This window comes from Rathayibacter sp. AY1B5 (assembly GCF_002932795.1).
In the GTDB taxonomy this organism is placed as follows: Bacteria; Actinomycetota; Actinomycetes; order Actinomycetales; family Microbacteriaceae; genus Rathayibacter.
Window position 1 is genome coordinate 298,027 of sequence record NZ_PSWM01000001.1, and the last position, 22,633, is coordinate 320,659.

The following is a 22,633-nucleotide window of genomic DNA, read 5'->3' on the forward strand; positions in this document are numbered from 1 at the left end:
GGGGCATGAGGCCGCGATGCGGCAGCCCCCTAGTATATTTCCTGAGCCGCGGGGCGGATCCACGTCCGCTCACCGCGGACGCGCTCGCTCCTCGCTCTCGGGCGACCAGGACCCTCGGAGATCACCCATGTCCCCTTCCTCTTCCGCCCTCCCGCGCCCGGTCCTCGCCGACCGGCTCGTCACCCGCTCCGTCGCGACCGACGCCCTGCTGGTGCTCGCGGGTGCGGGTCTCACCGCGGCGATGGCGCAGCTGTTCATCCCGATGTGGCCGGTCCCCTTCACGGGCCAGACCTTCGCGGTCCTCCTGGTCGGCACGACGCTCGGCGCGCTCCGCGGCGCGCTCTCCATGCTCGTGTACGCGCTCGTGGGCGCTCTCGGCGCCCCGGTCTTCACCGAGGGCTCGCACGGCTGGGCTGTCCTCGCGGGTCCCACCGGCGGCTACATCGTCGGCTTCGTCCTCGCGTCGATCGTCACCGGATGGCTAGCCCAGCGGCAGTGGGACCGTCGCGTCCTCGGCACGCTGGTGACCTTCCTCGCCGGCACCGCCACCATCTACCTCGTCGGCCTGCCCTGGCTGGCCGCCGCCCTCGCCTCGCTGGGGCTGCCCGCCGACCTCGGCTCCGTCCTCTCCGCGGGGCTCGTGCCCTTCCTCATCGGCGACGCGCTCAAGGCGCTGGTCGCCGCCGCGCTGCTCCCCACCACCTGGGCGATGCTCTCGCGCCGCTCGCGCTGAGCGGTCGCACGAACGCCGAAGGGCCGGGAGGACGAATCCTCCCGGCCCTTCGGCGTTCGCGTGCGTCTGCTAGATGGAGAAGCCGAGCGCGCGCATCATGTCGCGGCCGTCCTCGGTGATCCGGTCGGGACCCCACGGCGGCATCCAGACCCAGTTGATCCGGAAGGCCTCGACGATGCCGTCGAGCGACTCGGCGGTCTGCTCCTCGAGCACATCGGTCAGCGGGCAGCCCGCCGAGGTGAGGGTCATGTGGATGACGAGGGCGTCGTTCTCGTCGTCCCAGCCCAGGTCGTAGATGAGTCCCAGGTCGACCACATTGACCCCGAGCTCGGGGTCCATGACGTCCTTGAGGGCCTCCTCGACCTGGTCGAAGAGCTTCGGCTCGAGAGTGGTGACCGCCATGATCAGACCGTCGCCGAGGTCAGGAAGCGGTCGTAGCCCTCGTCCTCGAGCCGGGTGGCGAGCTCCTTGCCGCCCTGCTCGGCGACGCGGCCGGCGACGAAGACGTGGACGAAGTCCGGCTGGATGTAGCGCAGGATCCGCGTGTAGTGCGTGATCAGCAGCACGCCGAGGCCGGTGCTCTGGTGGGCGCGGTTGACGCCCTCGGACACGATCTTGAGCGCGTCGACGTCGAGGCCGGAGTCGGTCTCGTCGAGGACGGCGAACTGCGGGGCGAGCAGCTCGAGCTGCAGGATCTCGTTGCGCTTCTTCTCGCCGCCCGAGAAGCCCTCGTTGACGTTGCGCGCCGCGAAGGACGAGTCCATGCGGAGGTTCGCCATCGCGGACTTGACGTCCTTCGTCCACGTGCGGATCGCGGGCGCCTCGCCGGCGATCGCGGTCTTCGCGGTGCGGAGGAAGTTGGTGTTGGTCACGCCGGGGATCTCGACCGGGTACTGCATGGCGAGGAAGAGGCCCGCGCGGGCGCGCTCGTCGACGGTCATGTCGAGGACCTCGACGCCGTCGAGGGTGATCGAGCCGCCGTCGACGTGGTACTTGGGGTGTCCCGCGATCGTGTACGCGAGGGTGGACTTGCCGGACCCGTTGGGGCCCATGATCGCGTGGATCTCACCCTGGTTGATGGTGAGATCGACACCGCGGAGGATCTGCTTGGTCCCCTGCTCGGTCTCGACACTGACGTGGAGATCGCTGATCTGGAGAACGGACATTCAGACTTCCTTCGTGACGGTCGGGTCGATGTAGACGTCGCCGTCGATGATCTCGACGACGAAGACGGGGACCGGCTCGTAGGCCGGGAGGTTCAGCGGGGTGCCGGTGCGGAGGGAGAACTGGGAGCCGTGCGCCCAGCACTCGAGGCTCTCGCCCTCGACGAAGCCCTCGGAGAGCGAGATCTCGCCGTGGGTGCAGGTGTCGCCGATCGCGTGGATCTCGCCGGCGGAGTCCTGCACGACCGCGATCGCGACTCCGTCGACCTCGACCCGCATGGCCTGGTTGGGGATCAGCTCGGAGACCGAGCAGATCATCGCGGCGTTGCTCATGCGGTGACCGCCGATCCGCGGGAGGAGCCGGTCTGGCCGGCGCTGCCGGCGAGCTCCGCCTCGATCGCGAGCTGCAGGCGGTCCTCGAGCTCGGCGACCTTGATCTGCTGCACGATCTCGCTGAGGAATCCGCGCACGACCAGGCGTCGCGCCTCGTCCTCGCGGATCCCGCGGGACTGCAGGTAGAAGAGCTGCTCGTCGTCGAAGCGCCCGGTCGCCGACGCATGTCCCGCTCCGGCGATGTCGCCGGTCTCGATCTCGAGGTTCGGGATGGAGTCGGCGCGCGTGCCGTCCGAGAGGACGAGGTTGCGGTTCTGCTCGTAGCTGTCGGTTCCGGTGGCGCTGTTGCGGATCAGGACGTCGCCGATCCAGACGGTGCGCGCGCCCTCGCCCTGCAGCGCGCCCTTGTAGGTCACGCGGCTGCGGGTGTCGGGGGCGTCGTGGTCGACGTACACCTGCTGCTCGAGGTGCTGGCCGCCGTCGGCGAAGTAGAGGCCGAAGAGCTCGCCGTCCGCTCCGCGCTCGACGAGGTGCGCCGAGGGGTTCACCCGGACGATGGAGCCGCCGAGGGTGACCACGATGTGCTTCACCTTCGCGTCGCGTCCGACCCGCACGAAGTGGTTGGCGAGGTGCCGGGCGTCGTCCGCCCACTCCTGCACGGTGACGACGGTGAGCTGCGCGCCCTCGCCGACGAGGATCTCCACGTTCTCGGCGAGGGAGGCCTCTCCTTCGTTCTGCAGCACGACGACGGCGCGGGCGTAGGGCGCCGCCTCGATGATCGTGTGCGCGGCGCGGGGTGCGGAGCCGAGGCCCGAGCGGACGAGGGTGGCGACCTTCTCGTCCTCTCCCGTCACGCGGACGGCGAGGGCCTTCTCGAAGCTCGACCAGGCGTTCGCGGCGGCGCGGTCCTCGGGGAGGCCGGCCGTGCCGATCCGCTGGTCGTCGCGGCCGACCCACGAGACGTCGACGCCGTCCACCGCTGCGTGCTCGACGGGAGTGGGCGAGCCGTCGAGAGCGCCGTCGATGAGATCGCCCAGGCGGGCGACGGGCGTCAGCTTCCAGGCGATCTCGCGTCCGGTGACGGCCTCGAAGGCCTCGACGTCGGACGAGGCGAAGCGCTCGGAGCGCGTCTGCACGGGCGTGAACGCCCCGTCGGAGTGGGCGCTGATGCCCAGGCGCTCGGCGGCGGCCGCGCCGTCGATCTCGGGGGTCGCGGCGCTCGTGGGGACCGTCATCTGGCGGTGGTTCCTTTCGATGGGTGCGGGGCGCCCCGTCCGGGCGCCCCTTCGAGGGGGGAGGCGGGCGTCAACCGACGCTGCCCTCCATCCCCATCTCGATGAGCTTGTTCAGCTCGAGGGCGTACTCCATGGGCAGCTCGCGTGCGATCGGCTCGATGAAGCCGCGGACGATCATGGCCATGGCCTCGTCCTCCGGCAGGCCGCGCGACATCAGGTAGAAGAGCTGCTCCTCGCTGACCTTCGACACCGTCGCCTCGTGGCCGAGCTGCACGTCGTCGACGCGGATGTCGATCGCCGGGTAGGTGTCGGAGCGCGAGATGGTGTCGACCAGGAGGGCGTCGCAGCGCACGGTGTTCGCCGAGTGGTGCGCGTTCGCGTCCACCCGGACCTCTCCGCGGTATCCGGCACGACCGCCGCCGCGGGCGATCGACTTCGAGACGATCGACGACTGCGTGTACGGCGCCATGTGGACCATCTTCGCGCCGGCGTCCTGGTGCTGGCCGGGGCCCGCGAAGGCGACGGAGAGGGTCTCCCCCTTGGCGTGCTCGCCGACCAGGAAGATCGACGGGTACTTCATCGTGACCTTGGAGCCGATGTTGCCGTCGATCCACTCCATCGTCGCGCCCTCGTGCGCGATCGCGCGCTTGGTGACGAGGTTGTAGACGTTGTTCGACCAGTTCTGGATCGTCGTGTAGCGCACGCGGGCGTTCTTCTTCACGATGATCTCGACCACGGCCGAGTGCAGCGAGTCCGACTTGTAGATCGGCGCTGTGCAGCCCTCGATGTAGTGGACGTAGCTGTCCTCGTCCGCGATGATCAGGGTCCGCTCGAACTGGCCCATGTTCTCGGTGTTGATCCGGAAGTAGGCCTGCAGCGGGATGTCGACGTGCACGCCCTTGGGGACGTACACGAAGGAGCCGCCGGACCAGACCGCGGTGTTCAGCGCCGCGAACTTGTTGTCGCCCGCGGGGATGACCGTGCCGAAGTACTCCTCGAAGATCTCGGGGTGCTCGCGCAGAGCCGTGTCCGTGTCCATGAAGATGACGCCCTGCTCCTCCAGGTCCTCGCGGATCTGGTGGTAGACGACCTCGGACTCGTACTGGGCCGCGACGCCGCCGACGAGGCGCTGGCGCTCCGCCTCCGGGATGCCGAGCTTCTCGTACGTGTTCTTGATGTCGTCCGGGAGGTCGTCCCAGGTCTGCGCCTGCTTCTCGGTGGAGCGGACGAAGTACTTGATGTTGTCGAAGTCGATGTCCGACAGATCGGCACCCCATGTCGGCATGGGCTTGCGCTCGAAGAGCTTCAGGGCCTTCATGCGACGGTCGCGCATCCAGGCGGGCTCGTTCTTGAGCGCGGAGATGTCGGAGACGACCTCGGGCGAGATGCCGCGGCGTGCGGAGGCTCCGGCGGAGTCCGAGTCGGACCAGCCGAACTCGTAGACGCCCAGGCTCTCGAGCTCGGGGCGGTCGATCAGGATGTCTGACATGTGTACCTCGTTTCCTACCCACTGCTAACCGGTCGGGTCCCGGAGTCATTCCCCCGGGGGTGGCCCGCGGGTGCTCTCCGGCCGGTCGCGCGATCGATCTGATGCGCGGAGCGGATGATGTGCGTCCCTGGATTCCGGAGGTGTGCGTCGGCGCTCCATCGGGCCGTGTGCGGATCACGTGCGCAGGGTGCGTCGAACCGTGACCAGCTTCTCATTCTACCGGCGTCCGCCGTTCAGCGGAACCTCCGCACCTGGGTGTCGGCCGGGCACCGGCGGCCGGACTCCAGACGCGCATGACCATACCGGTGTCGGTGGTCCGTGATTCGGTTCCGTCATGACGAACGACGCCTCGACCCCGATCCCCGCCCGACTCGTGACTGCACTGATGGGCGTCGGCCTGCCGGCCGGACCCGCTCGGGCGTTCGGCCCTCTCGCCCGCGCCGTCGCGGCCGATCTCCCGCTTCGGGCGCTCCCCCGCGTGCTCCGGCGCCTCCGGCGGCACCTGCTCTCCGCCGAGCCGGAGCCCGCGGTCAGGCGGTGGGCTGGAGCTCCTGAGCGGCGTCCCGGCGCTGGGCGCGCACGGTGAAGAGCCGCGGGTTCACGTCGAGCAGCACGCGGACCGCGCCGACCCAGATGAGCGCCGAACCGAGGAGGTGCACCGCGACGAGCGTCTCGGGCAGCGCGGTGAGGGACTGCGCGACCCCGACCAGGGCTTGCAGCAGGACGACCACGAGGAAGGCGATCACGCGCCGCCGGGCGAGCTCCGCGCCCGCCGCCCGCGACAGGCGCAGGAGCAGCGCGGCTCCCGCGACGAGCACCGCCGTTCCGAGCACGCCGTGCAGGACGGTCACGCTCTCCCAGTGGAACTGCATCCGCGGCACCTCCGCGGAGTCGCCGGCGTGCGGCCCGGTGCCCGTGACGAGGGTCCCCACGAGGATCACGAGGAGGGTCAGGCCGACGAGCCCGATGCTGAGGGCCCGCGTCGTGCGGTCGGGCTCGAAGGCCACGGACTGCGAGCGGTGGGCGCGGTGCCACGTCAGTGCGGTGGTGGTGAGCAGGGCGATGGCCAGGACGAAGTGCCCCGCCACGATGTACGGGTTGAGGCCGGAGTGCACGGTCGCTCCGCCCGCGAGGGCGTTCGCGACGACGAGCCAGAACTGCGACCACGCGAGCCGGGTCATGGTGCGGTCGCGCGGCTTCTGCAGGCGCGCGGCCGTGATCGCCCAGCCCACAGCGACCACGAGGACGCCGGTGAACGCGCGGTTCGTGAACTCGATGAAGCCGTGGATGCCGAGCTCGGGGGTCGAGGTGAGCGAGCCCGGCTCGCACGCCGGCCAGGTGGGGCAGCCGAGGCCCGAGCCGGTCAGCCGGACGACGCCCCCGAAGAAGATGATCAGGATGCTCGCGACCAGCGCCGCGGTGGTCCCCCAGCGCAGTGCGCGCGGACCCAGGGTCACCCGCTCGGCGAGGAAGGAGAACGGGGTCACCATCAGAAGGGCAGCAGCGGGTCGATGCCGACGGCGAGGAAGAGCAGGGTGAGGTACCCGATGGACCCGTGGAACACGCGCATCGGCGAGACGTGCTCGTGACGGATCGCGAGGCTGTAGAGGCGGTGCGTCTCGGCGATGAACCAGATCCCGCTGCCGAGGGCGACCACCGTGTAGAGCACGCCCATGCCGGCGACGGGGATCAGCAGGAGCGAGCAGGCGACGGTGGCCCAGGCGTAGAGGATGACCTGGAGCCCGACGATCGTGCGCCCGCGCACGACGGCCAGCATCGGCACGCCGGCGGCCTGGTAGTCGTCGCGGTACTTCATCGACAGCGGCCAGTAGTGCGGCGGCGTCCAGAGGAAGATGACGGAGAAGAGGATGACGGGGGCCCAGTCGAGCGAGTCCGTGACCGCCGCCCAGCCGATCAGCACCGGCATGCAGCCCGCGATGCCGCCCCACACGATGTTCTGCGGCGTCCGGCGCTTGAGGAAGAGCGTGTAGAACACGACGTAGATCAGGATCGCGGCGAGCGAGAGGCCTGCGGAGAGCCAGTTGGCTGTCAGGCCGAGCCAGACGATCGACAGGACGCCGATCGTGGTCGCGAAGACGAGTGCGGACCGGTCCGAGATCTCACCGGTCACGAGCGGCCGGTTCTTCGTCCGGTTCATGATCCGGTCGATGTCGCGGTCGAAGTAGCAGTTGAACGCGCCCGCGGACCCGGCGCTCAGGGCGCCGCCGATCAGGACGTTGAGGACCAGCAGCAGGTTCGGGATCCCGCCCTGCGCCAGGATCATCGTCGGAGCGGTCACCACGAGGAGCAGCTCGATCACGCGCGGCTTCGTCAGAGCGACGAAGGCCTTCACCTTGCGCGAGAGGGTCGTCGTCGACGCCCCGTCCCGCTCGACGGCGGTGGTCTCCACGACTGCGTCCATTGCTCCTCTAACGATTCGATGATCCCGAACGAGTGTAATGCGCCCGTCCGGGAGCCGGGCCCGGCGTGCACGCTTGTCCAATCGGACGCAGACATATGCGACCGCGCAACCCCCGGTCCGCGGCGCACCCCCCTCCGTATACTCGGACTGCTCGCCAGAGCGCCCGGCACGCACCCGAGCCCGCCCGACGATCGTCGGCACGGGGCCGAGAGGGTCGTCGCCGGAGCATCGTGTCGAAGTCGTCATGCGGCGTGCTCCACCATGCGAGAGGGCGGACGGTCCCCGTCTGCCCCACGTCTCGAGAAGGGTCAGTACCAAGTGTCAGAACTGCAATGGGAATCCATTGACGAGAAGGCAGTCGACACGGCGAGGGTTCTCGCCGCGGACGCGGTCGAGAAGGTCGGCAACGGCCATCCCGGAACCGCCATGAGCCTCGCGCCCGCCGCCTACCTCCTGTTCCAGAAGGTCATGCGCCGCGATCCGTCCGACGCGACCTGGATCGGCCGCGACCGGTTCATCCTGTCGGTCGGCCACTCCTCGCTGACGCAGTACGTCCAGTTCTACCTGGGCGGCTACGGACTCGAGCTCGACGACCTCAAGGCGCTGCGGACCTGGGGCTCGAAGACCCCGGGCCACCCGGAGTACGGCCACACCGACGGCGTCGAGATCACCACCGGACCGCTCGGCCAGGGCCTCGCCTCCGCCGTGGGCTTCGCCTACGCCTCGCGCTTCGAGCGCGACCTGTTCGACCCGGAGGCCGCCGCGGGCACCTCCCCGTTCGACCACTTCGTCTACGTCATCGCCGGCGACGGCGACCTGCAGGAGGGCGTCACCAGCGAGGCCTCCTCGCTGGCCGGCCACCAGAAGCTCGGCAACCTGGTCGTCATCTACGACTCCAACCAGATCTCGATCGAGGACGACACGAACATCGCCTTCACCGAGGACGTCAAGGCGCGCTACGAGGCCTACGACTGGCAGGTCCAGGTCGTCGACTGGAAGAAGACCGGCGAGTACCACGAGGACGTCGCCGAGCTGCACGCTGCGATCGAGGCCGCGAAGGGCGAGACCGACAAGCCGTCGCTCATCATCCTGCGCACCATCATCGGCTGGCCGTCGCCGAAGAAGCAGAACACCGGCAAGATCCACGGCTCCGCCCTGGGCGCCGACGAGCTCCGCGGACTCAAGGAGGTGCTCGGCTTCGACCCCGAGAAGACCTTCGACGTCGCCGACGAGGTCATCGAGCACACCCGCAAGGCCGTCGAGCGCGGTCAGGCCCAGCACGCCGAGTGGGACGAGCAGCTCGCCGCCTGGGCGTCCGCGAACCCCGAGAAGAAGGAGCTGCTCGACCGGGTCCTCTCGGGCGAGCTGCCCGAGGGCGTCCAGGAGGCGCTCCCCGTCTTCGAGCCCGGCAAGGAGGTCTCGACCCGCGCCGCGTCCGGCAAGGTCATCAACGCCCTCGCCGGCGTGATCCCCGAGCTGTGGGGCGGCTCCGCCGACCTCGCCGAGTCGAACAACACGACGATCGAGGGAGCCGGCTCCTTCGTCCCGACCGAGTTCTCGACCCACGAGTGGACCGGGAAGAAGGGCGGCCGCGTGCTGCACTTCGGCATCCGCGAGCACGCCATGGGCGCGATCCTCAACGGGATCGTCCTGCACGGCAACACCCGCCCCTTCGGCGGCACCTTCCTGATCTTCTCCGACTACATGCGCCCGGCGGTCCGTCTCGCCGCGCTCATGAAGGCGCCGGCCATCTACGTCTGGACCCACGACTCCGTGGCGCTCGGCGAGGACGGCCCGACGCACCAGCCGGTCGAGCAGCTGTCGACCCTCCGCGCGATCCCGGGCCTGGACGTCGTCCGCCCCGGCGACGCGAACGAGGTCGCCTACGCCTGGAAGACCATCCTCGAGCGCCGCGAGGGCCCCGCCGGCCTCGCGCTCACCCGTCAGAACATCCCGGTGTTCGAGCGCGGCGAGGGCGACGCCGAGGGCGAGACCTTCGCCTCCGCCGCGAACGTCGCCCGCGGGGCGTACATCCTGGCCGAAGCGCCGGGCGGCACCCCGGACGTGATCTTCATCGCGACCGGCTCCGAGGTCCAGATCGCCGTCGAGGCGCGCGAGGCCCTGAAGAGCGAGGGCGTCAACGCCCGCGTCGTCTCGGCTCCGTCTCTCGAGTGGTTCGAGGAGCAGGACGCCGAGTACCGCGAGAAGGTCCTGCCCTCCTCGGTGAAGGCCCGCGTCTCGATCGAGGCCGGCCTGAGCCTGGGCTGGCAGAAGTACGTCGGCGACGCCGGCCGCTCGGTCTCGATCGAGCACTTCGGCGCCTCGGCCGACTACAAGACCCTGTTCCGCGAGTTCGGGATCACCACCGAGGCGGCACTGTCCGCCGCCAAGGAGTCGCTCGCAGCCTCCTGACCCGAAGGCCGCGTCCACCACGGACGCGGCCTTCGCCGTCGGAGCAGCGGCTCCCCCCTCACACCACGCACCACCTACGCAGAAGAAGAAGAGACATGACCGAGAACACCCCCACCGCAGAGCTCTCCGCCGCCGGCGTCAGCATCTGGCTCGACGACCTCTCCCGCTCGCGCATCTCCACCGGAGGACTGCAGAAGCTCATCGAGGAGAAGAACGTCGTCGGAGTCACCACGAACCCCACGATCTTCGCCGCGGCCCTGACCAACGGCGAGTCCTACGACGCCCAGGTGCGCGAGCTCGCCGCCGCCGGCACCTCGGTGACCGACGCCGTCTTCGCGATCACCACCGACGACGTCGCCGCGGCGTCCGACATCTTCCGCCCGATCTACGACGCGACCAACGGCTACGACGGCCGCGTGTCGATCGAGGTCGAGCCCGGCCTGGCGCACGACGCCCAGGGCACCATCGAGCAGGCCAAGGCCCTCTGGGCCAAGGTCGACCGCCCCAACGCGATGATCAAGATCCCCGCGACCGTCGAGGGCCTCGAGGCCATCACCGAGGTCATCGGCTCCGGCATCTCGGTGAACGTCACCCTGATCTTCTCGCTCGCCCGCTACCGCGCCGTCATCAACGCGTACCTGGCCGGCCTCGAGAAGGCCAAGGACGCCGGCATCGACCTGTCGACCATCCACTCCGTCGCCTCGTTCTTCGTCTCGCGCGTCGACACCGAGATCGACAAGCGCCTCGAGGCCGTCGGCACCGACGAGGCCCGCGCCCTCAAGAGCAAGTCCGGCGTCGCCAACGCGCAGCTGGCCTACGAGGTCTTCGTCGAGGCGTTCGCCACCGAGCGCGCGCTGCTGCTGCAGGAGTCCGGCGCCAACCGCCAGCGCCCCCTCTGGGCCTCGACCGGCGTCAAGTCGACCGACCTCCCCGACACCCTCTACGTGACCGAGCTCGTCGCGGCCGGCGTGGTCAACACGATGCCCGAGAAGACCCTCGAGGCGACCTTCGACCACGGCGTCATCACCGGCGACACCGTCACCGGCTCGTACGCCGACGCGAACGCCGTCCTCGACGCCGTCGCGGCGCAGGGCGTCTCGTACGCCGACGTCACCGAGCTGCTCGAGAAGGAGGGCGTCGAGAAGTTCATCGTCTCCTGGAACGAGCTGCTCGACACCGTCACCGCGGCGCTCGAGGGCGCGAAGGCGCAGGCCTGATCATGGCCATCCAGATCCACGTCAGCGGAGACGCCGAGAAGGCCGTCGACCGCGTGGTGCCCGAGCTCGTCGCCGACGAGGTCGCGTCCGGGATCACCGCTCAGGTCCCCACTCTGTGGGGCGCCGCGGCGGAGGAGGAGGCGGCCAAGCGCCTCGGCTGGACCGAGTCGACCACCGTCTCCCGTCCCCTGATCCCCCAGATCCTCGCTCTGCGCGAGGAGTTCCAGGCCAAGGGTGTCGACCACATCGTCCTCGGCGGCATGGGCGGCTCCTCGCTCGCGCCCGAGGTCATCACCCGCACCGCCGGCGTCGAGCTCACCGTGCTCGACTCGACGGCGCCCGGGCAGGTGCTCGCGGCGCTGAACGACCGGCTCGCCTCGACCGCGGTCGTCATCTCCTCGAAGTCCGGCTCGACCGTCGAGACCGCGAGCCAGAAGAAGGCCTACGAGAAGGCGTTCACGGAGGCGGGGATCGACCCGCTCGACCGCATCGTCATCGTGACCGACCCGGGCTCACCGCTGGACACCTCCTCCCGCGAGGCCGGCTACCGCGTGTTCAACGCCGACCCGAACATCGGCGGGCGCTTCTCGGCGCTCTCCGCGTTCGGCCTCGTGCCGTCCGGGCTCGCCGGCGCCGACATCGAGGCCCTCCTCGACGAGGCGGCCGAGGCCTCCCTCGGGCTCGCCGTGGACTCCCCCGAGAACCCGGGCCTGATCCTCGGAGCGGCGATCGCCGCGACCAGCCCGCGCCGCGACAAGCTCGCGATCGTCGCCGACGGGACCGACATCGTCGGCTTCGCCGACTGGGCGGAGCAGCTCATCGCCGAGTCCACCGGCAAGGACGGCACGGGCATCCTCCCCGTCGTCCTGGGCACGCTGGCCCCCGAGCTCTCGGAGGACCTGCCCGACGTGCAGGTCGTCCGCCTGGTCGAGGACGCCACGGCGCTGCACCTGTTCCCGCGCGACCGCCACGAGGGCGAGATCCTCCTGTCCGGATCGCTCGGCGCGCAGATGCTGACGTGGGAGTACGCCGTCGCCGTCGCGGGTCGCCTCCTGGGCATCGACCCGTTCGACCAGCCCGACGTCGAGTCGGCGAAGGTCGCGACCCGGGCCCTGCTCGAGAAGCGTCCCGAGCCCGAGGCCCCTGCGTTCACCGACGCCGGCATCGAGGTCACCGGCACCAGCAGCGTCACCGAGGGCGTCTCGACCGTCGCCGCCGCTGTCGACCGCCTCCTCGCCCAGCTGGGCGACGGCGGCTACGTCTCGATCCAGGCGTACGTCGACCGCCTCGCACTCCCGCAGCTCGAGGGCGTGCGCGACCTCCTCGCCGCGCAGGCCCAGCGCCCCGTCACCTTCGGGTGGGGCCCGCGCTTCCTGCACTCGACCGGGCAGTACCACAAGGGCGGGGCGCCGACCGGCGTGTTCCTCCAGATCACCGAGCGCTCCGACGTGGACCTCGAGATCCCGGACAGCCCGTTCACCTTCGGCCAGCTCATCCTGGCCCAGGCCGCCGGCGACGCGAGCGTGCTCGCCGAGCACGGCCGGCCGGTGCTGACGCTCACGCTGACCGACCCCGAGGCCGACCTCGAGGCGCTCTTCGAGGCTCTCAACACCTGATCCGACGGGCACGCCGCCGCCGCGCTCTCCAGCGCGCGGCGGCGTGCCCTCGGTCGTCCCGCGACCTCTTCCCGGGGCAGCAGCCGGGCGCGCCCGCTCCTCCCCCTCCCTCACCGATAGCAGTGCGCCGGTCCCACCGGCACACAGAAGGACACTGCACATGTCTGTGGACATCACCCCCGAGTTCAACCCGCTGAGGTTGAGCTTCGACCGCCGGCTGAACCGGATCGCCGGGCCGAGCGGGCTCGTCATCTTCGGCGTGACCGGCGATCTCTCCCGCAAGAAGCTCATGCCCGCGGTGTACGACCTGGCCAACCGCGGCCTCCTGCCTCCCGGCTTCGCCCTCGTCGGGTTCGCCCGCCGCGACTGGGACGACCAGGACTTCGAGCAGGTCGTCCACGACTCCGTCAAGAAGCACGCCCGCACCGAGTTCCACGAGGAGGTCTGGGCGCAGCTCGCGCAGGGCATCCGATTCGTGCAGGGCGAGTTCGACGACCCCGAGGCGTTCGCCCGCCTGAAGACGACGGTCGACGACCTCGACCGCGAGCGCGGCACGAACGGCAACTTCGCCTTCTACCTGTCGATCCCCCCGAAGTCCTTCCCGCAGGTCACCGAGCAGCTGCGAAGCTCGGGCCTCGCCGAGCAGAAGGACGGCCAGTGGCGCCGGGTCGTCATCGAGAAGCCGTTCGGCAGCGACCTGAAGACGGCCCGCGAGCTCAACGACGTCGTCGAGTCGGTCTTCCCGCCCGACTCCGTCTTCCGGATCGACCACTACCTCGGCAAGGAGACGGTCCAGAACATCCTGGCCCTGCGCTTCGCCAACATGATGTACGAGCCCCTCTGGAACTCGAACTACGTCGACCATGTGCAGATCACCATGGCCGAGGACATCGGCGTGGGCGGTCGCGCGGGCTACTACGACGGCATCGGAGCGGCGCGCGACGTCATCCAGAACCACCTGCTGCAGCTGCTCGCCCTGACCGCCATGGAGGAGCCGATCTCGTTCGACGCGGCCGACCTCCGTGCGGAGAAGGAGAAGGTCCTCGCGGCCGTCCGCCTCCCCGCCGACCTCTCCACCGCCACCGCCCGCGGACAGTACGCCGGCGGCTGGCAGGGCGGCGAGAAGGTGCTCGGCTTCCTCGAGGAGGACGGCATGAGCCCCACCTCGACCACCGAGACCTACGCCGCCATGCGCCTGGACATCGGCACGCGCCGCTGGGCCGGCGTGCCGTTCTACCTGCGGGCAGGCAAGCGCCTCGGCCGCCGCGTCACCGAGATCGCGGTCGTGTTCAAGCGGGCGCCGCAGCAGCTCTTCGCCGAGAGCCAGACCACGTCGCTCGGCCAGAACGCGCTCGTCATCCGGGTCCAGCCCGACGAGGGCGTCACCATGCGCTTCGGCTCGAAGGTGCCCGGCGCCGGCATGCAGGTGCGCGACGTGACGATGGACTTCGGCTACGGCCACGCGTTCACCGAGGCGAGCCCCGAGGCCTACGAGCGCCTCATCCTCGACGTCCTCCTGGGCGAGCCGCCGCTCTTCCCGCGGCACGAGGAGGTCGAGCTGTCCTGGAAGATCCTCGACCCGATCGAGGAGTTCTGGGCCACGCAGGGCCAGCCCGAGCAGTACCGCCCCGGAACCTGGGGCCCCGATTCCGCCGACGAGCTCCTCGCCCGCGACGGCCGCACCTGGAGGCGTCCATGATCGTCGATCTGCCCGACACCACGACGAGCGAGGTCTCGAAGACCCTCGTCAAGATCCGCGAGGAGGGCGGCGCCGTCGCCCTCGGCCGCGTCCTCACCCTCATCATCGCGACCTCCCGAGGTCACGAGGAGGAGGCCATCGAGGCCGCCAACGACGCGTCCCGCGAGCACCCGATGCGCGTCATCGTGGTCTCGAAGGACGACGGCACCACCACTGTCCCGGTCGACGCGACGGCCCGCGTCGACGCGCAGATCCGGGTCGGAGGCGACGCCGGCGCGAGCGAGGTCGTCGTGCTCCGCCCCTTCGGTGACGCTGCCGAGGACGAGGAGAGCCTGGTCACGGGCCTGCTCCTCCCCGACGCCCCCGTCGTGGCCTGGTGGCCGAACAGCGCTCCGGACAACGCCTCGGCGTCCCCGATCGGCCGGATCGCCACCCGGCGGATCACCGACGCGTCGGCTCAGTCGAACCCGGCGGAGGCGCTGCACCACCTCGCCTCCACCTACGCGCCCGGGGACACCGACTTCGCCTGGACCCGTCTCACCCTCTGGCGCGCGCAGCTTGCCGCCGTGCTCGATCAGCCGCCCTACGAGCCGATCACGGCCGTCGAGGTCTCGGGCGCGCCCGACTCCCCCTCGACGATCCTGCTCGCGGCCTGGCTGCAGCTCGAGCTCGACATCCCCGTCGACCACGAGCTCACGATCAGCGCCACCGGGTCCAGCGGGATCCACGGCGTGCGGCTCATCCGCGACTCCGGAGTGATCGAGCTCGAGCGCTCGGTGCCCAACGTCGCGACGCTCACGCAGCCCGATCAGCCGGTCCACGACATCTCGCTCCCGCGCCGCAGCCTCCGGGACTGCCTGGCGGAGGAGCTGCGCCGGCTCGACCCGGATGACCTGTACGGTGAAGTGATCTCGCGCGGGGTCGACATGCTCACCGAGAAGGCCGAGGTCCGCAGCGCCTCCTGAGGTGGGGGCGCCCGTCCAGGGTGCCCCCACCTCAGAGCTTCCCGACACGGAGCCGAACCCCGCCGATCGGCACCCGAACCCGAAGGAGTCCCCTGAGATGACCACCGAACGCCGCGTGCTGGTCCACCGCGACAAGCAGACCCTCGCCGGCTCGGTCGCCGCCCGGTTCCTCACCAAGACGATCGACGTCCTCGACGACCTGGGGTCGGCGAACGTCGTGCTCACCGGGGGGACGATGGGAGCCGCCACGCTCAAGGAGATCGGCTCCTCCTCCGCGGCCGGCAACGTCGACTGGTCGCGCGTGCACTTCTGGTGGGGCGACGAGCGCTGGGTGCCCCGCGGCCACGAGGACCGCAACGACGTCCAGGCGGGGGACCTCTTCAGCGTCCTCGACGTGCCGGCGGCGAACGTGCACTCCTACCCGGCCTCGGACGAGGGGCTGGACCTCGACGGCGCCGCTGCCGCCTACGACGCGGAGCTGCGCGAGCACGCCTCCGAGGGGCGCGAGTACCCGCGGTTCGACATCACCTTCCTCGGCGTCGGACCGGACGGGCACATCGCGTCGCTGTTCCCCGAGCGCTCCGCGATCCGCGCCACGACGCCCGGCGTCCTGGCGGTCCGCAACTCGCCGAAGCCGCCGCCGGAGCGTCTCACGCTCACACTGCCGCTGATCAACCAGTCGGATCGCATCTGGATGGTGCTCGCCGGCGCGGACAAGGCCTCGGCCCTGGGCCTCGCGCTCGCGGGTGCCAGTACGAACGAGGTGCCCGCGTCGGGCGCGTTCGGCCGCAAGCGCACGGTGTTCTTCGTCGACCAGGAGGCTGCGGCCGAGGTCCCCGAGTCGCTCATCGCTCCGAGCTACTGAGCCTCCGGAGACGACGGAAGGCCCGTCCCCCAGGGGGCGGGCCTTCCGTCGTCTGTCGTCCGGTGAGGATCAGGACGGGGTCGCGGTCCCCCGTCGGGCGCGCAGCTGCTGCAGCGCCTCCTCGAGGAGCTGGGCCGCCTCGGCCTCGGTGCGGCGCTCCTTCACGTAAGCGAGGTGCGTCTTGTAGGGCTCGGTCTTCGCGACCTGGGGCGGGTTCGCCCGGTCGCGGCCCGCGGGGAGACCGGACTGCGGGGAGTCGATCACCTCGGGGATCTCGTCCTCGGGGAGGGCCGCCGAGAAGTGGCGCACCGTCTCGTTGCCGAGAGCGTCCCAGTAGGAGACCGCGACGCGCTCCGCGTGGAAGCCCCGGTCCTGCTCGCCCATGGGTCCTGCGCCGACGCGCGAACCGCGGATTGCACTGCCGCCTGATGCCATTGCGAGTACCCCTATGCTCCGGTGGTGAACTTGGTGATGAGTCCGAGCACCACGATGCAGGCCAGCCAGACGAGGCCCAGGATCACGGTGATGCGGTTCAGGTTGCGCTCGGCGACGCCCGACGCCCCGAGGTTGGAGGTGACTCCTCCCCCGAACATGTCGGACAGACCGCCGCCGCGCCCCTTGTGGAGCAGGATCAGCATGGTGAGCAGGAGGCTCGTGATGCCCAGGATGACCTGGAGCACGACCTGGAGGATGTCCACGCGGTACCTTTCGAAGTTCTGGCGCGTTGCGCGCCCCGTCGAGTATAACGGCGCCTGCGAATCCGCGAGGAATGCGTCGTCCCGTGTTCGGCCCGATGTATACGGGGGGCGGAGCGGATGGCCTCGTCGCGGTGCCCTCCCGCGCCCCTGCGGGGCGCTCGCCAGGCCCGGCCGGGCACCGCGACGAGGCCACCCGATCCGGCCGGTCCGGGGACGCACCACCCGACCGTGCCGAGCACGTGATGCCGCCCGACCCGTGAGCCGGTGCGAGGCCGCGCAAGGCGGACCGGTGATCCGCGTGGGAGCGGATCGGCGTAGCCGTACGCGCCCCGCTCTCGGAAACGCACCGCGCCGCGAAGCCGACTGCGCCACGCCGCGCGAGGAGCGGCGTGGACCACAGCACCGCGAACCGGCGATCCGCGTGCCAGCGGATCGCCGTGGCAGACCGCATCCCGCTCCCTGAAACGCATCCCGCGGCCGAGCCGCCAGCACGAGGCCGCCGAACGTCGGGGAGCCGCGCGGCCCCGTGCGAGGGGAACCGGCGATCCGCGTGTCAGCGGATCGACGTGGGAGACCGCACCCCGCTCTCGGAACCGCACCCCGCGGCCAAGCGCAAGCACGAGGCCGCCGAACGTCGGGAACCCGAGCGGGCCCGTCCGAGGCGAACCGGCGATCCGCGTCCCAGCGGATCGACGTAGCCGACCGCACCCCGCTCTCGGAAACCATCCCCGTCGCGAAGCCGACCGCGCCACGCCGCGCAGGGAGCGGCGTGGACGACGAAAGGGCGGGCCCGACGGGCCCGCCCTTTCGTCGCAGAAACTCAGACCCCGACGTGGTTCCGGAATCGTGCGATCGCCGCGAACTCGTCGACCTGGAGGCTGGCGCCTCCGACGAGTGCTCCGTCGACGTCGGGCTCGCGCATGAAGCCGGCGATGTTGCCGGACTTTACGGAGCCGCCGTAGAGGATGCGGGTCTTCGCGGCGGTGTCGGCGCCGAGGACGTCGGCGACGACTCCGCGGAGCGCCTTGCAGACCTGCTGGGCCTGCTCGGGCGTCGCGGCCTGTCCGGAGCCGATGGCCCAGACCGGCTCGTAGGCGACGACGAGGTCGGCGTCCGCGGGGAGGCCGGTGAGGGCCTCCCTCAGCTGCGCGACCGGCACGGCCGAGGGGCCGTGCTTCTCGAGGTCCTCCGCAGTCTCGCCGACGCAGACGATCGGAGCCACGCCGTGCTTCAGAGCCGCCGCGGACTTGGCCGCGATGTCCGCGTCCGTCTCGCCGTGGAGCGTGCGACGCTCCGAGTGGCCGACGATCACGTAGTCGCAGTCGAGCTGCTTGAGGAACTGACCCGAGATCTCGCCGGTGTAGGCGCCGCTGTCGAACTTCGAGACGTCCTGCGCGCCGTACTTGAGCGGCAGCTTGTCCGAGTCGACGAGGATCTGCACGGGACGGAGATCCGTGAAGGGCGGGAACACCGCGACCTCGACACCGTCGAAGTCGTGATCGGCGTCCTTGAGGCTCCACGCCAGCTTCTGGACGAAGGCGATGGCCTGGAGGTGGTCCAGGTTCATCTTCCAGTTGCCGGCGATGAGCGGGGTGCGGGCGGTGGTGTCTACCATCCGAGGACCTCCAGTCCGGGGAGGCGCTTGCCCTCGAGGAATTCGAGGCTCGCTCCGCCTCCCGTCGAGATGTGGCCGAACTGGTCGTCCGTGAAGCCAAGGGCGCGAACGGCCGCGGCGGAGTCGCCTCCGCCGACGACGCTGAGCCCGTCGACCTCGGTGAGCGCCTGAGCGACGGTCTTCGTGCCGGCCGCGAACGGCTCGAGCTCGAAGACGCCCATGGGGCCGTTCCAGAACACCGTCCTGGACGCCGCGATGATCTCGGCGAAGTGCGCCGCGGTGTCCGGTCCGATGTCCAGGCCGAGGCCCTTCTCGCCGAAGGGCGTGCCCTCGATGGCGTCGGCCGAGGCGACCTGGTGCTCGGCGTCGGGGCCGAACTCCGACGCCACGACGACGTCCGTCGGCAGGACGATCTCCACGCCCAGCTCCTTCGCCTTCGCGAGGTAGCCGAGCACGGTGTCGACCTGGTCGGCCTCCAGCAGGCTGGCGCCGACCGCGTGGCCCTGGGCCTTGAGGAAGGTGAAGAGCATTCCACCGCCGATGAGGATCGAGTCGACCTTCGGCAGCAGGTGCTCGATCACGCCGAGCTTGTCCGAGACCTTCGAGCCGCCGAGCACGACCGCGTAGGGGCGCTCGGGCTTCTCGGTGAGCCGCTCCAGCACCTCGAGCTCGGCCGCGATCAGCGTGCCGGCCGCGCTGGGGAGCAGCTCGGCGAGCTCGTAGACGCTCGCCTGCTTGCGGTGCACGACGCCGAACCCGTCGGAGACGAAGGCGTCGCCGTAGGCGGCCAGCTTCTCGGCGAAGGCGCGGCGCTCGGCCTCGTCCTTGCTCGTCTCGCCGGCGTTGAACCGGAGGTTCTCCAGGACGACGACCCGGCCGTCCTCGAGGGCGTCGACGGCGGCCGAGGCGGCCTCGCCGACGGTGTCCTCGGCGAAGGCGACCGGAGCGTCGAGCAGCTCGCCGAGGCGGGCGGCGACGGGAGCGAGGCTGTACTTCGCCTCGGGCTTCCCCTCGGGGCGCCCGAGGTGGCTCACGACCACGACTCGGGCACCCTCGGAGACCAGACGCTGGAGCGTGGGCACCGACGCGCGCACGCGGCCGTCGTCCGTGATCGTTCCGTCCTTCAGGGGGACGTTCAGATCGCAGCGGACGACGACGCGCTTGCCTGCGAGGGAGCCCAGTGAGTCCAGAGTGCGGAGCGTCACTGCGCGCAGCCCTTAGAGCTTGCCGGCGACGAACTCGGTGACGTCGACGAGGCGGTTGGAGTAGCCCCACTCGTTGTCGTACCAGGAGGCGACCTTGACCTGGCTGCCGATGACCTTCGTGAGGCCCGCGTCGAAGATCGACGAGTGCGGGTCGGTCACGATGTCGCTCGAGACGATCGGGTCCTCCGTGTACTTGAGGATGCCCTTGAGGTCGCCCTCGGAGGCGGCCTTGTACGCCGCGTTGATCTCCTCGACGGTGGCGGGCGTGGTCAGCTCGACGGTGAGGTCGGTGATCGAGCCGGTCGGGACCGGGACGCGGAGGGCGTAGCCGTCGAGCTTGCCGACGAGCTCCGGGATGACCAGGCCGAGCGCCTTGGCGGCACCGGTCGAGGTCGGGATGATGTTGACGGCGGCGGCGCGCGCGCGACGCAGGTCGCTGTGGGGGCCGTCCTGCAGGTTCTGGTCGGCGGTGTACGCGTGGACCGTGGTCATCAGGCCGCGCTCGATGCCGAAGTTGTCGAGCAGCACCTTGGCGAGCGGCGCGAGGCAGTTCGTGGTGCAGGACGCGTTCGAGATGATGTCGTGCGTCGCCGGGTCGTAGGTGTTCTCGTTCACGCCGAGGACGAGGGTCGCGACGTCGCTGCCGGTGGCGGGAGCGGAGACGATGACCTTCTTGGCACCCGCGGTGATGTGCTTGCGCGCATCCTCCGACTTGGTGAAGCGGCCGGTCGACTCGATGACGACGTCGACTCCCAGCTCGCCCCAGGGGAGGTTCGCGGGGTCGCGCTCCTCGAGGACGATGATCGGCTTGCCGTTGACGACGATGCGATCGCCGTCGAGCTCGACGGTCGCGTCGAGGCGGCCCGTGATGGAGTCGTACTTCAGGAGGTGCGCGAGGGCCTTGTTGTCGGTGAGGTCGTTGACCGCGACGATCTCGAGGTCGCTGCCCTTGGCGAGGGCTGCACGGAAGAAGTTACGGCCGATACGGCCGAAGCCGTTGATGCCGATCTTGACGGACACAGATATCTCCTGGTGAGGAAAGGCACCTCGACGGTGCAGTGGAGGGGTGGAAGCCGACGACAGGGCGTCCCGGACGCGGGGCCCGGGACGCCGAGATCGCTACGACAGTAGCAGCAGGCCCGAAGTCTTCTCGCGGGCCTTCTCGAAGCGCGCGGAGACGTCGGCCCAGTTCACGATGTTCCAGAACGCCTTGACGTAGTCGGCCTTCACGTTGACGTAGTCGAGGTAGAAGGCGTGCTCCCACATGTCGAGGAGGAGGACCGGGACGGTCGCCGCGGCGAGGTTGCCCTGGTGGTCGTAGAGCTGCTCGATGATGAGCTTCTCGCCGAGCGAGTCCCAGGCCAGGATCGACCAGCCGGAGCCCTGGATGCCGAGGGCGGAGGCGGTGAAGTGGGCGCGGAACTTGTCGAACGACCCGAAGTTGTCGTCGATGGCCGCGGCGAGCTCGCCGACGGGCTTGTCGCCGCCGTCCGGCGAGAGGTTGTTCCAGAACACGGTGTGGTTCACGTGACCGGCGAGGTTGAAGGCGAGGTCCTTCTGGAGCTTGTTCACGTTCGCGAGGTTCTCGCTGTCGCGAGCCTCCTGCAGCGAGGCGAGGGCGGTGTTCGCCCCGGCCACGTACGTCGCGTGGTGCTTGTCGTGGTGGAGCTCCATGATCCGCCCACTGATGTTCGGCTCGAGGGCCGAGTAGTCGTAGGGCAGTTCGGCGAGCGTGTAGTCAGCCATGTGCGATCTCCTGTTCGTGGTCGTCGCTCCCGTGCGACCCGCCGGCGTCTCGGCGTCCTCCGCGAGGCGGAGGAGGAGGGCCGGGAGTGTCTTGAGCGACCCGATCAGTCTAGCGAGGGGGGCCCTCCGCGTTCGGAGGGCTTGCGTTGTTCGACCAGGAGACACTCAGCGTTCGCCGGGCGGGGCGCGCCGCGCGGCCGGGCCTACAGATCCTGCAGCTCGGCCGGGAGGTTCGCGTCGGTGCCCGGGATGCCGAGGTCGGAGGCGCGCTTGTCGGCCATCGCCAGCAGTCGGCGGATGCGGCCGGCGACGGCGTCCTTCGTCATCGGCGGATCGGCGTGGTGGCCGAGCTCGTCGAGGCTCGCGTCGCGGTGGGCGAGGCGCAGGCGCCCGGCGTAGCGGAGGTGCTCGGGGATGTCGTCGCCGAGGATCTCCATCGCGCGCTCGACGCGGGCGCACGCGGCGACGGCGGCCTGGGCGGAGCGGCGGAGGTTCGCGTCGTCGAAGTTCACGAGGCGGTTGGCGGTCGCCCGGACCTCGCGGCGCTGGCGCAGCTCCTCCCAGCTCGCGACGGTCGCGGTCGCGCCCATCAGGGTGAGCATCGCGCTGATGCTCTCGCCGTCGCGGATGACGACCCGGTGGACGCCGCGGACCTCGCGGGACTTGGCCTGGACGCCCAGGCGTCCGGCCGCTCCGACGATCGCCATCGCCGCCTCGTTGCCGGGGCAGACGATCTCGAGCGCCGCGGAGCGGCCCGGGTCGGTCAGCGAGCCCTGCGCCAGGAAGGCGCCGCGCCACAGGGCGGCGAGCTCCTCGCGGGAGCCGGTGGTCAGGCGGTTCGGCAGGCCGCGGACGGGCCGGCCCCGCTGGTCGAGGAGGCCGGTCTGCCGCGCGAGGGTGTCCCCGCCCTCGACGACGCGCACCAGCCAGCTCGTGGTCCGGCGGGACCCGCCGGCCGAGACGATGCTGCCCTCGCTGCGGACGCCGTACAGCTCGGCGAGGTCGCGGCGCACGCGGGTCGCGAGCGGGGCGGAGTCGAGCTCGACCTCGACCGCGAGGCGGTTGGAGATGATGTGCAGTCCCCCGGAGAAGCGGAGGATGGTCGCCAGTTCGGCGGCACGGACGGTGTTCTTGCGCGAGACGATCGCGACCAGTTCGCCCTTGACGTCTGCGGTGAGGGCCACGGAGTCTTCCTTACGTCGGGTGCGCGGCGGAGCGCG

21 protein-coding genes are annotated in these 22,633 nt (G+C 70.5%); 7 read left to right on the forward strand and 14 right to left on the reverse strand.

What is annotated here, in order from left to right:
* The first annotated feature begins 127 nt into the window (after positions 1-127).
* Positions 128-733 carry a biotin transporter BioY gene (locus C5D44_RS01380; RefSeq protein WP_104275604.1) on the forward strand — a complete coding sequence of 202 codons (606 nt, stop codon included), beginning with the start codon at positions 128-130 and terminating at the stop codon, positions 731-733.
* A gap of 69 nt (positions 734-802) precedes the next feature.
* Here C5D44_RS01380 and C5D44_RS01385 read toward each other — a convergent pair whose 3' ends face one another.
* From C5D44_RS01385 to C5D44_RS01415, 7 genes are all read right to left on the reverse strand, one after another.
* Complete coding sequence (locus C5D44_RS01385) at positions 803-1,135, reverse strand: metal-sulfur cluster assembly factor (RefSeq protein WP_104221939.1); 333 nt, start codon at positions 1,133-1,135, stop codon at positions 803-805.
* Positions 1,136-1,137: 2 nt separating this feature from the next.
* Positions 1,138-1,899, reverse strand: a complete 762-nt coding sequence (sufC, locus tag C5D44_RS01390; RefSeq protein WP_104275603.1) for a Fe-S cluster assembly ATPase SufC — start codon at positions 1,897-1,899, stop codon at positions 1,138-1,140.
* Entirely contained in the window at positions 1,900-2,229 is a 330-nt protein-coding gene (locus C5D44_RS01395) for a non-heme iron oxygenase ferredoxin subunit (protein ID WP_181109971.1), read from the reverse strand.
* Positions 2,226-3,464 carry a Fe-S cluster assembly protein SufD gene (gene sufD, locus C5D44_RS01400; protein ID WP_104280623.1) on the reverse strand — a complete coding sequence of 413 codons (1,239 nt, stop codon included), beginning with the start codon at positions 3,462-3,464 and terminating at the stop codon, positions 2,226-2,228. The genes C5D44_RS01395 and sufD overlap by 4 nt, the downstream gene beginning before the upstream one ends.
* Positions 3,465-3,534: 70 nt before the next feature.
* On the reverse strand, positions 3,535-4,953 hold the full coding sequence (gene sufB / locus C5D44_RS01405; protein ID WP_104221933.1) for a Fe-S cluster assembly protein SufB: 1,419 nt from the start codon (positions 4,951-4,953) through the stop codon (positions 3,535-3,537).
* Positions 4,954-5,483: 530 nt separating this feature from the next.
* On the reverse strand, positions 5,484-6,443 hold the full coding sequence (locus C5D44_RS01410) for a heme A synthase (protein WP_104275601.1): 960 nt from the start codon (positions 6,441-6,443) through the stop codon (positions 5,484-5,486).
* On the reverse strand, positions 6,443-7,375 hold the full coding sequence (locus C5D44_RS01415; RefSeq protein WP_104275600.1) for a heme o synthase: 933 nt from the start codon (positions 7,373-7,375) through the stop codon (positions 6,443-6,445). The genes C5D44_RS01410 and C5D44_RS01415 overlap by 1 nt, the downstream gene beginning before the upstream one ends.
* A 318-nt stretch (positions 7,376-7,693) precedes the next feature.
* Between C5D44_RS01415 and tkt the strand changes: the two genes are divergently transcribed.
* From tkt to pgl, 6 genes are all read left to right on the forward strand, one after another.
* Entirely contained in the window at positions 7,694-9,787 is a 2,094-nt protein-coding gene (gene tkt, locus C5D44_RS01420; protein ID WP_104275599.1) for a transketolase, read from the forward strand.
* A 95-nt stretch (positions 9,788-9,882) separates the two neighbouring features.
* Positions 9,883-11,004 (forward strand): transaldolase, encoded by a 1,122-nt coding sequence (tal, locus tag C5D44_RS01425; RefSeq protein WP_104275598.1) that lies wholly within the window; start codon positions 9,883-9,885, stop codon positions 11,002-11,004.
* Positions 11,005-11,006: 2 nt separating this feature from the next.
* Complete coding sequence (locus C5D44_RS01430; protein ID WP_104280624.1) at positions 11,007-12,620, forward strand: glucose-6-phosphate isomerase; 1,614 nt, start codon at positions 11,007-11,009, stop codon at positions 12,618-12,620.
* Positions 12,621-12,780: 160 nt separating this feature from the next.
* The gene (gene zwf / locus C5D44_RS01435) at positions 12,781-14,319 is read left to right on the forward strand and encodes a glucose-6-phosphate dehydrogenase (RefSeq protein WP_104221920.1); all 1,539 of its coding nucleotides are present in this window, start codon (positions 12,781-12,783) and stop codon (positions 14,317-14,319) included.
* Positions 14,316-15,284, forward strand: coding sequence for a glucose-6-phosphate dehydrogenase assembly protein OpcA (locus C5D44_RS01440; RefSeq protein WP_104280625.1), 969 nt, complete (start codon positions 14,316-14,318; stop codon positions 15,282-15,284). The genes zwf and C5D44_RS01440 overlap by 4 nt, the downstream gene beginning before the upstream one ends.
* A gap of 97 nt (positions 15,285-15,381) precedes the next feature.
* Positions 15,382-16,149, forward strand: a complete 768-nt coding sequence (gene pgl, locus C5D44_RS01445; protein ID WP_104275594.1) for a 6-phosphogluconolactonase — start codon at positions 15,382-15,384, stop codon at positions 16,147-16,149.
* Positions 16,150-16,218: 69 nt separating this feature from the next.
* Here pgl and C5D44_RS01450 read toward each other — a convergent pair whose 3' ends face one another.
* The 7 genes from C5D44_RS01450 to whiA form a co-directional block, all read right to left on the reverse strand.
* Positions 16,219-16,584, reverse strand: a complete 366-nt coding sequence (locus C5D44_RS01450; RefSeq protein ID WP_055791968.1) for an RNA polymerase-binding protein RbpA — start codon at positions 16,582-16,584, stop codon at positions 16,219-16,221.
* An 11-nt stretch (positions 16,585-16,595) separates the two neighbouring features.
* The gene (gene secG / locus C5D44_RS01455) at positions 16,596-16,847 is read right to left on the reverse strand and encodes a preprotein translocase subunit SecG (protein WP_068207965.1); all 252 of its coding nucleotides are present in this window, start codon (positions 16,845-16,847) and stop codon (positions 16,596-16,598) included.
* Between the two features lie 820 nt (positions 16,848-17,667).
* Entirely contained in the window at positions 17,668-18,462 is a 795-nt protein-coding gene (tpiA, locus tag C5D44_RS01460; RefSeq protein ID WP_104275593.1) for a triose-phosphate isomerase, read from the reverse strand.
* Positions 18,456-19,667 carry a phosphoglycerate kinase gene (locus C5D44_RS01465; protein WP_104280626.1) on the reverse strand — a complete coding sequence of 404 codons (1,212 nt, stop codon included), beginning with the start codon at positions 19,665-19,667 and terminating at the stop codon, positions 18,456-18,458. Before C5D44_RS01465 ends, tpiA begins: the two co-directional genes overlap by 7 nt.
* A 12-nt stretch (positions 19,668-19,679) precedes the next feature.
* Entirely contained in the window at positions 19,680-20,687 is a 1,008-nt protein-coding gene (gene gap / locus C5D44_RS01470; RefSeq protein ID WP_104275591.1) for a type I glyceraldehyde-3-phosphate dehydrogenase, read from the reverse strand.
* Positions 20,688-20,786: 99 nt separating this feature from the next.
* Positions 20,787-21,413: a superoxide dismutase gene (locus C5D44_RS01475; RefSeq protein ID WP_104221907.1), complete on the reverse strand. Its 627-nt coding sequence runs from the start codon at positions 21,411-21,413 to the stop codon at positions 20,787-20,789.
* Positions 21,414-21,616: 203 nt separating this feature from the next.
* Positions 21,617-22,597: a DNA-binding protein WhiA gene (gene whiA / locus C5D44_RS01480; protein WP_104275590.1), complete on the reverse strand. Its 981-nt coding sequence runs from the start codon at positions 22,595-22,597 to the stop codon at positions 21,617-21,619.
* Positions 22,598-22,633 lie beyond the last annotated feature (36 nt).